The 14,699-nt window shown below is 69.5% G+C and carries 9 protein-coding genes; 7 read left to right on the forward strand and 2 right to left on the reverse strand.

Going from position 1 to position 14,699, the window contains the following annotated elements; all coding sequences use genetic code 11:
- Window positions 1-20 precede the first annotated feature (20 nt).
- The 7 genes from CA234_RS02090 (at window position 21) to CA234_RS02120 (ending at window position 10,163) form a co-directional block, all read left to right on the forward strand.
- Window positions 21-1,610: a tryptophan halogenase family protein gene (locus tag CA234_RS02090; RefSeq protein ID WP_209092081.1), complete on the forward strand. Its 1,590-nt coding sequence runs from the start codon at window positions 21-23 to the stop codon at window positions 1,608-1,610.
- A gap of 22 nt (window positions 1,611-1,632) precedes the next feature.
- Window positions 1,633-4,278, forward strand: a complete 2,646-nt coding sequence (locus tag CA234_RS02095) for a glycoside hydrolase family 3 C-terminal domain-containing protein (protein WP_126000746.1) — start codon at window positions 1,633-1,635, stop codon at window positions 4,276-4,278.
- Window positions 4,279-4,522: 244 nt separating this feature from the next.
- Window positions 4,523-5,461 carry a DUF808 domain-containing protein gene (locus tag CA234_RS02100; protein ID WP_125973136.1) on the forward strand — a complete coding sequence of 313 codons (939 nt, stop codon included), beginning with the start codon at window positions 4,523-4,525 and terminating at the stop codon, window positions 5,459-5,461.
- An 80-nt stretch (window positions 5,462-5,541) separates the two neighbouring features.
- Window positions 5,542-6,042, forward strand: coding sequence for a 2Fe-2S iron-sulfur cluster-binding protein (locus CA234_RS02105; RefSeq protein ID WP_125973138.1), 501 nt, complete (start codon window positions 5,542-5,544; stop codon window positions 6,040-6,042).
- Window positions 6,039-7,022, forward strand: coding sequence for a xanthine dehydrogenase family protein subunit M (locus CA234_RS02110; protein WP_126000747.1), 984 nt, complete (start codon window positions 6,039-6,041; stop codon window positions 7,020-7,022). The genes CA234_RS02105 and CA234_RS02110 overlap by 4 nt, the downstream gene beginning before the upstream one ends.
- Window positions 7,023-7,036: 14 nt before the next feature.
- Entirely contained in the window at window positions 7,037-9,226 is a 2,190-nt protein-coding gene (locus tag CA234_RS02115; RefSeq protein WP_125973297.1) for a xanthine dehydrogenase family protein molybdopterin-binding subunit, read from the forward strand.
- Between the two features lie 199 nt (window positions 9,227-9,425).
- Window positions 9,426-10,163, forward strand: a complete 738-nt coding sequence (locus tag CA234_RS02120) for a Crp/Fnr family transcriptional regulator (protein ID WP_241213167.1) — start codon at window positions 9,426-9,428, stop codon at window positions 10,161-10,163.
- Between the two features lie 4 nt (window positions 10,164-10,167).
- On the opposite strand, the gene CA234_RS02125 is transcribed toward CA234_RS02120, so the two are convergent.
- Window positions 10,168-12,078, reverse strand: coding sequence for an ATP-binding protein (locus CA234_RS02125; protein ID WP_241213169.1), 1,911 nt, complete (start codon window positions 12,076-12,078; stop codon window positions 10,168-10,170).
- A gap of 139 nt (window positions 12,079-12,217) precedes the next feature.
- Window positions 12,218-14,620 carry a membrane-bound PQQ-dependent dehydrogenase, glucose/quinate/shikimate family gene (locus tag CA234_RS02130; protein ID WP_126000749.1) on the reverse strand — a complete coding sequence of 801 codons (2,403 nt, stop codon included), beginning with the start codon at window positions 14,618-14,620 and terminating at the stop codon, window positions 12,218-12,220.
- Between the last annotated feature and the right edge of the window lie 79 nt (window positions 14,621-14,699).

A 14,699-nucleotide genomic window follows, 5' to 3' on the forward strand; every position in this document is an offset into this window, starting at 1 on the left:
GTCTCTTCCCACGACTGGGGATGTCGGTATCGTCCGGCATCCCCTTCTTTTTCCACGGGTCGGCGCGGGTGAAACGGGTCCAGAACATCGTCATCGTCGGCGGCGGCACCGCCGGTTGGCTCACTGCGGGGGTGATCGCCGCGCGGCACCAGAGCCGGATGCCTGGCGGCTTCACCGTCACGCTGGTGGAGTCCCCCAATATCCCGATCATCGGGGTGGGCGAGGGGACCTGGCCCACGCTACGGACGACGCTCGCCAAGATCGGCGTCTCCGAAACCGAGTTCTTCCGCGAGTGCGACGCCGCCTTCAAGCAGGGCGCGCTGTTCGCCCGCTGGACCACCGGCGCCGAGGACGACGCCTATTACCACCCGCTGATGCTCCCCCAGGGCTTCCACCAGCTGAGCCTGGTGCCGCACTGGATCGCCAACGCCAATGGCCGCAGCTTCTGCGACACGGTCACCCCGCAGGGCCGGATCTGCGATGCGGGCCTCGCCCCCAAGACCATCGCCACCCCCGAATATGACGGGCAGGCCAACTATGCCTATCACCTCGATGCGGGAAAGTTCGCGCCCTTCCTGACGCGCCACTGCACCACCAGGCTGGGCGTCCGCCACGTCCTCGCCGATGTCCGCGCGGTCGAGCGGGCCGAGAATGGCGACATCGTCGCGATCGATACCGAACAGGCCGGGCGGATCGAAGGCGATCTGTTCGTCGACTGCACCGGCTTCCGTTCGCTGCTGCTCGGCGAGACGATGGGCGTCAGGTTCAAGGATTGCGGCGACATCCTCTTCTGCGACGCGGCGCTCGCCGCGCAGATTCCCTATCCGGAAGAGAACGCTCCGATCGCCACGCATACCCTCTCCACGGCGCAAGGAGCGGGCTGGATCTGGGACATCGGCCTGCCGACCCGGCGCGGCACCGGCTATGTCTATTCCACGGCCCACACCAGCGACGACCAGGCCGAGGCGACGCTGCGCGCCTATCTCGGCCCCGCCGGTGCCGACATGGCCGTCCGCCGCATCCCGATCCGCTCGGGGCATCGCGAGATCTTCTGGAAGAACAATGTCGTCGCGGTCGGCCTCGCCGCCGGCTTCCTCGAGCCGCTGGAAGCCTCGGCGATTGTGCTGATCGAGCTTTCCGCCAAGCTGATCGCCGAGCAGATGCCGGCGGTGCGCGAGGTGATGGACGTGGTCGCCAAGCGCTTCAACGCCACCACCCTCTATCGCTGGGGTCGGATCATCGACTTCCTCAAGCTCCATTATGTCCTGACCAAGCGCACCGACACCGAATTCTGGCGCGACAATCTGCTGCCCGAGACCATCCCCGAGCGGCTCCAGGAGCTGCTCACCTTGTGGCGCTACCAGCCGCCCTGGTTCCATGACGAGTTCGACCGGGTGGAGGAGGTCTTCCCGCCCGCCAGCTACCAATATGTCCTCTACGGCATGGGCTTCCGCAGCGAAGTCGAGCCCGAGGCGCTGTCGGGCGACCAGCGGCTCGCCGAGCGCGCGATGCGCGAGAATGCGGCGCAGACCGAACGGCTCTGCGCCGGGCTGCCGCGCCACCGCGACCTGATCCGCAAGATTCACGAACACGGGCTGCAACCGGTCTGACCGACCGCAAAGGGGAAACCAGATGAACCGCACCGTCCGCGCCGCGCTGCTGGCCGCCGCGCTATTGCCGCTGCCCGCGCTCGCCCAGACCGCCGCCGATCCGCGCGCCGAGGCGGATGCCAAGGCGGCGGCGATCGTCGCGCAGCTCACGCCCGAGGAAAAGTTCGCCCAGCTGCTCAACGTCGCGCCGGCGATCCCGCGGCTGAACATCCCGCGCTACAATTGGTGGACCGAGTCGCTCCATGGCGCGCTCGGCACGCTGCCGACCACCAACTTCCCCGAGCCGGTCGGCCTCGCCGCCAGCTTCGATGCGCCGCTGGTGCACGACGTCGCCGCCGCGATCAGCAGCGAGGTGCAGGGGCTGCACGCGCTCGCCCGCCAGACCGGCCGGATGGGGCGGATCGGCACCGGGCTCGATACCTGGTCGCCCAACATCAACATCTTCCGCGATCCGCGCTGGGGGCGGGGGCAGGAGACCTATGGCGAGGATCCGTACCTCACCGCGAAGATCGGCGTCGCCTTCATCCAGGGCATGCAGGGGCCCAACCCGGACCTGCCGAACGTGGTCGCCACGCCCAAGCATTTCGCCGTCCATAGCGGCCCGGAATCGACCCGCCACGAAGCCAATGTGTTCGTCTCGCGCCACGACCTGGAGGACACCTATCTGCCCGCGTTCCGCGCTGCGATCGTCGAGGGCAAGGCGGGGTCGGTGATGTGCGCCTATAACCGCATCGACGGCCAGCCCGCCTGCGCCAGCGACGAACTGCTCAAGGAGCATCTACGCGGCGCGTGGGGCTTCAAGGGCTATGTCGTCTCCGATTGCGATGCGGTGAAGGACATCGGCGACAACCATCATTATGCGCCCGACGGCCCCAGCGCGGTGGCGGCGGCGATCCGCGCGGGCGTCGACAATGAATGCAACGGCGCAACGCTGACCGACACGGCGGGGCTGGGCGATCGCTATCGCGATGCGCTCGCCAAGGGGCTGATCACGCAAGGCGAGATCGATGCCGCGCTGGTGCGGCTGTTCTCCGCCCGGCTCCGCAACGGTGACCTGCCGGGCATCCGTACCACCACGGGTAAGCCCAGCGATGTCGGCGCCCCGGCGCACCGCGCGCTGGCGCTCGATGCGGCCGAGAAGAGCCTGGTACTGCTCAAGAACGATGGTCTGTTGCCCTTGAAGCGCGGTAGCCGCATCGCCGTGATCGGCCCGCTCGGCGACGCAACGCGGGTGCTGCGCGGCAATTACTCCTCGTCGCTCTCGGGACCGCCGATCTCGGTGGTCGAGGGCCTGCGCCGTGCCTTCCCGCGCGCGAACGTCAGCTATGCCCCCTTCGGCGCCTCGGTGACCGATGGCGACCGGGTGCCGGGATCGGCGCTGCGCACCCCCAGCGGCAAGCCGGGGCTGCTGGCGCGCTACTTCAATCCGGTGACCCCGGCGCCCACCGAGTACGCCCCCGGCACCTTCCGCGACGCGGTCGCCAAGATGCAGTTCGCCGACACGCCGGTGGTGACCCGCGTCGAGGCCGATGTCTCGGCGCGCAGCCTCGATTTGCCGACCGTCTCCGAGCATCACCGCACGATCTGGACCGGCTTCCTCGTGCCCCCGGAGTCCGGCACCTACCGGCTGGGCCTGACCGGCTTTGGCGGGGCGATGATGTTCGACGGCAAGCCGTTCGTGGACTTGACCAAGTCGGGCTGGGGCAGCCTGCCGACGCTGCGGGAGGTGCAGCTGGTCAAGGGCAAGCGCTACCCGATCGAGGTGCGCACCGACGAGCATGTGCTCTCGGGCATCGATCTCGTCTGGAAGCGGATCAGCACCGATCCGGTGGCGGCGATGCAGGCGGCTGCCGCCAAGGCCGACGTGCTGGTCGCGGTGGTGGGGATCACCTCGGACTTGGAGGCCGAGGAATCGCCGGTGCAGATCCCCGGCTTCAAGGGCGGCGACAAGACCAGCCTCGATCTGCTCCCCGACCAGCAGGCGCTGCTCGACGCCGCCAAGGCGACCGGCAAGCCGCTGGTCGTCGTCGCGATGAACGGCAGCCCGATCAACCTCAGCTGGGCCAAGGACCATGCCGCGGCGATCCTCGAGGCCTGGTATCCGGGCGAGGTGGGCGGCACCGCGATCGCCAATATCCTCTCGGGCAAGACCAGCCCTTCGGGCCGCCTGCCGCTGACCTTCTACCGCAGCGTCGACGACCTGCCGCCCTTCGGCGACTACAGCATGAAGGGGCGGACCTATCGCTACTTCACCGGCACGCCGGTCTATCCGTTCGGGTATGGCCTTAGCTATACCAGCTTCGCCTACGCCGCGCCGGTGGTGGAAAAGGCCGAAGGGGCGGGGCTGACCGTCACCGCCGAGCTGCGCAACACCGGGGCGCGGGCAGGCGACGAGGTGGCGCAGCTCTACCTCAACTTCCCCGAGGATCCCGGCGCGCCCAGGCTTGCGTTGCGTGGCTTCCAGCGCGTGTCGCTCAAGCCGGGCGAGGTGCAGAAGGTCACGTTCACGCTGTCGCCGCGCGACCTCAGCACGGTGACGGTGGAAGGGCAGCACCGGGTGCTCGCCGGTACCTATCGCGCCACCGTCGGCGGCGGGCAGCCGGGCAGCGGCGCGGCGGGGGCGTCGGTGCAGTTCAAGATCGAGAAGGCCATCGACCTGCCGAACTGAACGGGCGATGCGAGGAGGGCTGGAACCCTGCCCAAACCACCCTTCGTCATTCCCGCGAAAGCGGGAATCCATTCGCCGTGCCGCTGGGGGAAAGAACCTCGGCTTCAGCGCCAATGGATCCCCGCCTGCGCGGGGATGACGGCTGTTTTGTGGCGCCTGCGCAGCGCACCGCCGGGAGCTTTGGCCATCCGCGTGCATTTCCGCTTCATCTCGGCTAGCCCGAGCGAAACATGAGGGGGATTTGATGGCGGGTGGCCTGGTCGCATTGCTGGACGATATCGCGGCGCTGGCGAAACTGGCGGCGGCGTCGATCGACGACGTGGGGGCTGCGGCCGGCCGCGCGGGGGTGAAGGCCGCGGGCGTGGTGATCGACGATACCGCGGTGACGCCGCGCTATGTCGTCGGCCTCACGCCCGATCGCGAGCTGCCGATCATCGGCAAGATCGCGCTCGGCTCGATCGCCAACAAGCTGGTCGTGATCCTGCCGCTCGCTTTGCTGCTCAGCGCCTTCGCGCCCTGGGCGCTGACGCCGATCCTGATGCTGGGCGGCGCCTATCTCTGCTTCGAGGCGGCGGAAAAGATCCTCGAGGCGCTGCTCGGCGAGCATCACGCCGACGAGGTGGCGGCGATCACCGATGCCAAGGCGCTGGAGAAGCGCCAGGTGCTCGGTGCGATCCGAACCGACCTGATCCTCTCGGCCGAGATCATGGTGATCGCGCTGTCGCAGCTCCCCGCCGACATGTCGTTCGTGACCCGCGCGGGCGCGCTGGTGCTGGTGGCGTTCGCGATCACCATCGGCGTCTACGGCGTCGTGGCGCTGATCGTGAAGATGGACGATATCGGCCTGCACCTCAGCCGCGGCGGGGCCACCGGCGCGGTGGCGGGCTTCGGGCGCGGGCTGGTGACGGCGATGCCGGTGCTGCTCACCGCGCTGTCGCATATCGGCGTGGCGGCGATGGCCTGGGTCGGCGGCGGCATCCTGCTCCACGGGCTGGAGGAGTTTGGGCTGGGCGCGATCCCGCACGCGCTGCACCATGGTTCCGAGGTGGCCGGTGCTGCGACCGGTGCACTGGGCAGCGTGGTCGAATGGCTGGTCTATGCGCTCGGATCGGCGGTGGCCGGCCTGATCGTGGGCGGCGCGATCGCCGGGCTGCTCCACCTGCTCCCCCGCAAGGGGCATTGATCGGCTCCCATTCTTGTTAACCCTGATCGGGACCGATCCCGATGCCTGCGCGTTCGCCCCCCAGACCAGGGAGGCCGTGCATGCCCATCACCATCAACGGCGTCGATCACGAACTCGACGTCGACCCCCGTACCAGTCTGCTCGATTTTCTCCGCGGTGACGCGGGCCTCACCGGCACCAAGAAGGGGTGCGATCACGGCCAATGCGGCGCGTGCACGGTGCTGCTCAACGGCCAGCGGATCAACAGCTGCCTAACCCTCGCGGTGATGCATGACGGCGACAGCGTCACCACGATCGAGGGGCTCGGCACGCCCGATGCGCCGCACCCGCTCCAGGCGGCGTTCGTGCGGCACGACGGCTATCAGTGCGGATACTGCACGCCGGGCCAGATCTGCTCGGCCAAGGCGATGCTCGACGAGATCGCGGCGGGCTGGACCAGCTATGTCAGCGACGATGTCGCCGGGAGCCCCAAGCTTTCCGAGGAGGAGATCCGCGAGCGGATGAGCGGCAATCTCTGCCGCTGTGGCGCGTACTCCAACATCGTCGCGGCGATTGCGGAAGTGGCGGAGGCGCAGGCATGAAACCGTTCGAATATCAGCGGGCCCATGGCCTGGGCGAGGCGCACCAGCTGCTCGTCGCCGACGGTGGCAAGCCGATCGCCGGCGGAACCAATCTGCTCGACCTGATGAAGCTGGAGGTGGAAACACCCAGCGCGCTGGTCGACGTCAACCGCCTGCCGCTCGGCGGGATCGTGGAGCATGGCGAGGGGCTACATATCGGCGCGCTGGTGTCGAACAGCGCCTGCGCGGCCGATCCGCGCATCCGTGGCCAGTATCCGGTGCTGGCGCGCGCGATTCTGGCAGGGGCCACCTTCCAGCTGCGCAACAAGGCGACCACCGGCGGCAATCTCTGCCAGCGGACGCGCTGCTATTATTTCTACGACCTCAGCCAGGCGTGCAACAAGCGCGAACCCGGCACCGGCTGCGCTGCGATCGGCGGGTTCAACCGGATCCACGCCATCCTCGGCGCGAGCGACGCCTGCATCGCCACCTATCCGGGCGACATGGCGGTGGCGCTCTCCGCGCTGGACGCCACGGTCGAGATCCACGACGCGAAGGGCGAGAAGCGCATGGTGCCCGTGCGCGAGTTCCATCGCCTGCCCGGCGACACGCCCGAGCGCGACAATGTCCTTGAAGCCGGCGACGTGATCACCGGCGTGGTGCTGCCGGCACCCTCGGGCGGGACTCAACTGTACCGAAAGGTCCGTGACCGCGCCTCCTATGCCTTCGCGCTCGTCTCGGTGGCGGCGGTGCTCCAGGTCGAGGACGGCGTGATCGCCAAGGCGCGGCTCGCCTTTGGCGGCCTGGCGCACAAGCCGTGGCATGACCCGCGCGTCGAGGCGCTGCTCGAAGGCGAGGCGCCCTCCGACGCGCTGTTCGACCAGGCGGCCGCGCTGCTGCTCGACGAGGCCCGCGAGCAGGGCAGCAACGATTTCAAGATTCCGCTCACCCGCCGCACGCTCAAGGCCGTGCTGCGCGAAGCGACGGGAGGTACGCTGTGACTCGCCTGTACACTATGGACAAGCCGGATGAGCGCAACCGGCTCGATGCGATGGCGCAGGGCATCATCGGTCGCCCGCTCGACCGGCCCGATGGCAGCGCCAAGACGGCGGGCGTCGCGCCCTATGCGGCGGAATATGTGATTCCCGAGTGCGCGGAGGGCGTGCTCGTCCTCGCGACGATCAGCCGCGGCGAGGTGGTCGAGATCGAGTCCGGCCCCGTGCTCGCCATGCCCGGCGTGCTGGCGGTGATCGCCGATCCGCGGATGATCACCCGCTCGGCGCAGGGCGGCGCGGGCAAGTCGCCGGTGCGCGAGATCCACAAGGTCGACTATTACGGCCAGCCGGTAGCCCTTGTCGTCGCCGAGACCTTCGAGCAGGCGCGCGATGCCGCCACGCGGCTGCGGATCGCCTATCGCACCGATGATCCCGCCAAGGTGCCGCTCGATTCCGAGGATAGCCACGCTTCCCACGAATCGTTCGGCGAGCCGGTGCAGCAGGGCAATCTCGACGCGGCGATGCGCGATGCCGCCCACGCAGTCGACGTCACCTACACCACCGAGGGCCATGCGAGCGCCGCGATGGAGCCGCATGCCAGCATCGCCGAATGGGACGGCAACACGCTCACCGCCCATTCGAGCCTGCAGATGCTCAAATACAACCAGAAGGAACTGGCTGACGCGCTGGGCCTCCAGCCCGAGCAGGTGCGGCTGATCTCCCCCTATGTCGGCGGCGGCTTCGGCTCCAAGCTTGGCATCAGCGCGGAGCTGACCGCGGCGGCGGTGGCGGCAATCGAGCTCGGGCGGCCGGTGCGGGTGGTGATGAGCCGCCAGCAAGTGTTCCAGTGCGTGATGCGCCGCTCCGAGACGCGCCAGCGCATCCGCCTCGCCGCAGATGCCGAGGGGCGGCTGGACGGCTTCGGGCACGAGGCCTGGGTTTCCAACCTGCCGGGCGAGAAGTTCGCCGAGCCGGTGACGCAGGCGAGCGAGTTCCTCTATCGCGGCGCGCACCGCACGCTGCGCATCGACCTCGCCCGCATTCACCGGATGACCGCCGGCTCGGTCCGTGCGCCGGGCGAGGCGGTGGGCATGCAGTGCCTCGAAGCGGCGATGGACGAGCTGGCGCTCGCCAGCGGCATCGATCCCGTCGAGCTGCGGCTGCGCAACATCCCAGAGCAGCATCCGAGCGAAGGGCTGCCCTACAGCTCGCGGCGGCTGGCGGAATGCCTCAAGGTCGGCGCCGAGCGCTTCGGCTGGGACGGCAGCGATCGCCGTCCGCTCCAGCGCCGCGAGAGCGAATGGTGGATCGGCACCGGCATGGCCAGCGCCAGCCGCGTCCACAATCTCAACGAAGCCCAGGCCAGGGTAACGCTGTCGACCGACGGCACGGCCGTGGTCGAAAGCGACATGACCGATATCGGCACCGGCACCTATGCCATTCTCGGCCAGATCGCGGGCGAGATGCTCGGCCTGCCGCCGGAGAAGATCCTCGTCCAGCTCGGCGACACCCGCTTCCCGCCGGGCTCGGGGTCGGGCGGCAGCTGGGGGGCGGCATCGACCGGTTCGGCGGTGATGGTCGCCTGCGAGGCGATCCGAGAACAACTCGCCCAGCAGCTCGGCGTCGAGGAATCCGATCTCACGCTCAAGGACGGCGAGGCGATCGCCGGCAACCGCCGCATCCCCTTTACCGAGCTGCTCAAGACCGACCTTGCCGAGACGGGCCATTTCAAGAATGGCGGGATCGACGAGAAATTCGCCATCGCGATGTACGGCGCCTTCTTCGTCGAGGTCGGCGTCAACGCCTATACCGGCGAGACGCGGGTGCGGCGGATGACCGGCGCGTTCGGGCTGGGCCGCGCGCTCAACGCGAAGACCGCGACCTCGCAGTGCCTGGGCGGCATGGTGTGGGGGATCGGCAGCGCGCTGACCGAGGAGCTCGTGTTCGATCCGCGCGACGGCCACCTCGTCAACCACGACCTCGCCGAATATCATGTGCCGGTGAATGCCGACGTGCCCGCGCTCGACGTCGTGCTGGTCGACGAGCGCGATTCCGCCGGCAGCCCGCTCCAGGCCAAGGGCGTCGGCGAGCTCGGAATCTGCGGCGCGGCGGGGGCGATCGCCAATGCGATCCACCATGCCTGCGGGGTGCGCGTGCGGAGTTTCCCGATCACCCCGGACAAGCTGCTCGAGCAGCTGCCGGAGGTGTGAGCCAAGCAAAGGCTTCACGGATGAAAGGTCAAACCTTATAACAGGTTAAGGCGAATACTACCCAGGATGGAATTGTCAGTGGGACCCCCGCCCGCTAGGCATTGTTTCGCGAGCGGCGCGGCCCCGGACAGCGGGCCGCCCCTCCATTCGCCGTCGTTCTGCCGGCGGGGGACACATCCAGGACAGGGGAGCATCCGGGGTGCCGAACTACCCGTTGACGCGATTTCACGAACAGGCGTCGCTCACGCAAGCGGAAGCCGAAGCCCTGCGCGGGATGGGCGATCCGGAAATCGTCGTGCGTCGGGGCGGCACGATCCGCCGCGAACGCGATCCGGTGCAGGCGATCTACCTGCTGCTCGAAGGCTGGGCCACCGCGGCGATCCGGCTGCCGGCCGGCCAGCGGCAGATCGTCAAGATCCACATCACCGGCGACATGATGGGCACGCCCAGCATGGTGCTGGACACCGCCGCCGACACGCTGGCGGCGGTGACCGAATGTCGGGTCGCGGCGGTACCGCTGGAACGACTCCGCGACGTGTTGATCGCCTCTCCGCGACTGGGTCCGCTGCTGTTGATGTCGGTCCAGGTCGAACGGCTGGCGCTGATGGATAGCGTCGCGGCGATGGGTAAGTCGTCGGCGCGCGAGCGGATGGTGCGGCTGCTGCTCGACCTGCACGACCGGCTGGCGAAGATCGGCGCGGCGGAGGAAGGCCGCTTCGACATGCCGTTGACCCAGGAATTGCTGGGCGACGTGCTGGGGCTCACCGCCGTGCACGTCAACCGGACGATGCGGCTGCTTGAGCGCGAAGGCTTGATCGCCCGGCATGGCCAGAGGGTCGTGCTCGGCAATATCGAGGCGCTGCGGAAACTGTCGCCGGTGCCGCCGCGGCGAATCCGCTTCGATCCCGCCTGGCTGCCCGCCCCCGGCGCGATGTGACCGCTCAGCCGAGCAGCGCGTCCACCGCGTCGAGCAGCTCGCGCTCGCGGAAGGGCTTGCGCAGCTGGGGCACGTCGCCCGGCAGATCCTCCGCCGCGTCGGTATAGCCGGTCAGCAGCAGGAAGGGCTGGGGCAGCCCGGCGTCGCGGGCACGGGTGATGAACTCGCCGCCGGTGCCGCCCGGCATCATGTAGTCGGTGATGACCAGCGCGGTCTGGGGCGCGCCGGAAAGGGCCGCCATGCCCTGGCTCAGCGATTCCGCCTCGGCAACAACGTGGCCGTGCGCGCGGAGCACTTCGGCCGCCGCTTCGCGGACGGCGGGATCGTCGTCGACCAGCAGGATCTCGGCGGTGCGAGTCGGCCGCTCGCGCAGCGTGTCGAGCGCGGGGGCGGGGGAGTCGGTCGCGGGCAGGATCAGGGTTGCGCTGGTGCCCTGGCCCGGCGCGCTTTCCAGCAGCAGTCGCCCGGCCGATTGCTCGGCAAAGCCATGGACCATCGACAGACCCAGCCCGGTGCCACGGTCGCCTGCCTTGGTGGTGAAGAAGGGCTCCAGCGCGCGGCGCAGCGTGGCCGCGTCCATGCCGCAGCCGTCATCGTGCACGACCAGCGCCAGATAGTCGCCGCGGGCGAGGCCGCGTACCTCGTCGCGGCGGGGCAGGCGGGTCTCGACGATGATCGTGCCGCTGACGCGGCCATCGGTCTTGATCGCATCGCGCGCGTTGATCACCAGGTTGAGCACCGCCAGCTCCAGCTGGTTGCGATCGGCGCGGACGGGGGGAAGGTCGGGCGCGCTGCGGATCGTGCAGATGATCGTCGGCCCCACCGAGCGCTGGAGCAGCTCGTGCAGGTCGGCGAGCAGCGCGACGACGTCGATCGCCTCGGGCGTCAGCGCCTGGCGCTTGGCATAGGCGAGCAGCCGCGCGACCAGGGCGCGGGCACGCTCGGCGCTGCTCGTCGCGCTGTCGATATAGCGGCGTGCCTTGGCATCCTCGCCGATCCGCGCGCGCAGCAGGTCCAGCCCGCCCAGGATGGGGGTCAGCAGGTTGTTGAGATCATGCGCGACGCCGCCGGTCAGCCGCCCAAGCGCTTCCAGCCGCTGCGCCTGCAGCGTCGCGGCCTGGCGCTGGCGGAAGCGGCGGAGTTCGCGCGTGAGGGCGAAGGCCAGTGCCGCGAACAGCGCCAGCGCGACGATGCTCCCGCCGATCAGCACGATCCGCGCCTGGCGAGTGAGCGCGGCGAAGCTGCCCCGCGGCACCGCCACTTCCACCTGCCAGCCGGATTCGGGCACCGGCGCCACGGCGGACTGCATCGCTTCCGTTCCGCTCGCGCCGGACTGGGCGATCACCGCGCCGCGCTTGTCGAAGATCCGCAGCCGCCAGCCGGGGGGAATCTCCTCGGCGAACAGCAGGTGCTGCATGGCGGTGATCGGCACGATGGCGGAGACGACATAGGGCGCCGCGCCATGGTTCAGCACGGGGGCGCGCACCGCGAACGCAGTCAGGCGGGGACCCCGGATGACATGGCCGACCTGCGGCTGGCGGGTGCGCACCGCGCGGGCGAGGCTGACCGGATCGATCACCTTGCCCAGCTTGCCGCCGATCGGCGCGGGCAGGTCGAGCAGGCGGTTGCCCTCGGAATCGGCAACGCTCAGCGTCGCCCAACCAGGATGGTCCGTCAGCAGCCGGCGCGCGAGCTCGGCGAAGCGGGGGCGATCGATGCCGCCGTCGAGCGTCGGCGAGCGGCTGATCATCTTCACCGCGTCCACCGTCGCGGCGATCTCGCGGCCGACGAGCCGCGCGGTCGATCGGCTGGCGAGCGCCGCCTGGCGATCGAGCGCGGCGCGCTGCTCGCGCAGGGTGACTGCGCCATAGGCCGAGCCGAGGACGACGATCGGCAGCAGACCGGTAAGACCCATCAGGATCAGCGAGCGTCGCAAAGTGACCCGTCCCCGTTCTCCGGGCCGATCATGCCCGTTTCGGATCAGGCATGTATTTCAAGGGGAAAGTCAAACCTATATCCTGGATCAACATATAACGAGCAACGATCCGGGATCCTTATTGCGCCCCCTTGGGCAGGGCATAGGCGACGATCGAATCGCCCCGCTTGGTGCCCAGCGAACCATGGCCGCCGGCTGCGATGACAACGAACTGGCGGCCGCTCTTCGCAGACCAATAGCTCATCGGCGTCGCCTGGCCGCCGGCCGGCAGCCGGCCGCGCCACAGCACCTTGCCGGTCGTCACGTCATAGGCGCGCAGATAATAATCGAGCGCCGAGCCCATGAACGCCACGCCGCCCGCGGTCAGCATCGGCCCGCCCAGCGAGGGCACGCCCAGCTTGAACGGCAGCGGGACCGGGGTCTGGTCGCGCGAGGTGCCGTTGCGGTGCTGCCACACGGTCTTGCCGCTCACCAGATCGATGCCGGCGACATAGCCCCAGGGCGGCGCCTGGCAGGGCAGGCCGAGCGCGGAGAGGAACGGGTTGAGCGCCACTGCGAACGGCGCGCCGGTATTGGGGTTGAACCCCTTGATGTCGGAGCCGCTGAAGTCCGAGCCGCCGGCGGGTCCGCGCTGCCCGCGCGGCGCCGCGTCCGATTCCTTGCGCGGGACCAGCCGGTCGACGAACGCCATGTAGTTCGGGTGCGCGAAGGCGACCATGCGGACGGGATCGATCGCCATGCCGCCCCAGTCCATCACGCCGAAATTGCCGGGGAAGACCAGCGTGCCCTGCTGCGAGGGCGGGGTGTAGGGGCCCTCGTAGCGCAGCCGCTTGAACTTGATGCGGCAGGCGAGCTGGTCGAACATCGTCGCGCCCCACATATCCGCATCGGTGACGCGCTTCTTCGACATCAGGCTGAGCGCGGACTCGGGCTGGGTGGGGGCGGTACGGTCGCCGGGCGCGGCGCTCTGCGGCACCGGGACCTCGCGCACCGGCACCACCGGCTGGCCGGTGCGGCGGTCGAGCACGAAGATGTTGCCGGTCTTGGTCGACTGGATCAGCGCGGGCACCCGGCCGCGGCCCGGCAGGTTGAGGTCGACCAGCGCGGGCTGGGCGGGCACGTCCATGTCCCACAGGTCGTGGTGGACGGTCTGGAAGGTCCAGCGCACCTTGCCGGTCGCCGCCTCGAGCGCGATCACCGAGGTGGCGAAGCGCTCGGTCTCCGGCGTGCGGCGGCCGCCCCATTGGTCGATCGCGGCCATGCCGGTGGGGATGTAGACCAGGCCCAGCGCCGGATCGGCGGCGGCGATCGTCCAGCTGTTCGGGCTGGAGGGGAGGTAGCGGCCGGTGCCCGGTTCCTTTGGCGCGGTGTCGTTCGGGTTGGCCGGATCGAACGCCCATACCGCACGGCCGGTGTTCACGTCGTACGCGCGCACCACGCCCGAGGGCATGAAGGTCGTCTTGTTGTCGTAGACCGCGCCGCCGAACACCGCGAGGTTGCCGATGATCACCGGCGGCGAGGTGATCTGCCACCAGCCGCGCTGCTGGCCGGGCAGGCCGGGCCAGACATCGACCTGGCCACCCGTGCCGAAGCCGGGGCAGGGGCGGCCGCTCGCCGCGTCGAGCGCGATCAGCCGAGCGTCGTTGGTGCCCATGATCAGCCGGTTATCGCATATGCCGCCGGTTCCGGGCGCGGCGCCGTTGCTGTGGTACGACACGCCGCGGCAGGTGAGGTGCTGCATCTCCTGCGAGGCGCGGATCTGTGGATCGTAGCGCCACACCTGCTTGCCGCTCTCCGCATCGAGCGCGAAGACGATGTTGTGCGGCGAACAGAGATAGACGAGGTTGCCGACCTTGATCGGCGTTACCTCATAGGTGAATTCGTCCGGATCGGCGCCGGTCTTGAGATCGCCGGTGTGGAATTCCCAGGCCTTCTCCAGCCTGGCGACGTTTCCGGGGGTGATCTGGTCGATCGGCGACCAGCGATCGCCGCGCCACGAGCGGCCATAGGCGTTCCAGTCCTCCTTGGGCGTACCGCCCAGCACGCTGGCGGGCGCGATGCCACGGGCACCGGGCAGTGCGCCGGAAAGGTCGTGCGGGTTGGTGAAGGCGGTGGCGAGCAGCACGAGGGCTGCGATGCCGAGGCTGCCGACCAAGGGCCAGGCGCGGCCCGGCCAGCGCGGCGAGCCCAGGCGTCGCGTCACGAAGGGCAACGCCAGCACGATGCCGAGCGGCACCAGGATGTCGCCGCGCGGGGCGAGCGCCCAGAAGTCCCACCCGGCCTCGGCCACCGCCCACACCATCGTCGCGACCAGCAGCGCTGCATAGAGCGTCAGCGCCGCCGCGCGCCGCCGGTGCAGCAGCCAGGCGGTGGCGAGCAGCGCCAGCCCGGCGAGCAGATAGTAGATCGATCCCCCGAGCAGCGCGAGCCATAGCCCGCCGCCGCCGATCGCCAGCCCGATCAGCGCCACGATCACGGCAAGGATGGTGAGCGAGCGCGAGGATCGTTGCTGGTCGGCCATGGGCGCGCTCCGAAATCGGATCGAGGGGAGATGTCCGCCCAACCGGTGCGCGGCACCGCGGTTCCGGCGCCGTCGCGCA

The organism is Sphingomonas sp. ABOLE (assembly GCF_003950455.1).
GTDB lineage: Bacteria > Pseudomonadota > Alphaproteobacteria > Sphingomonadales > Sphingomonadaceae > Sphingomonas > Sphingomonas trueperi.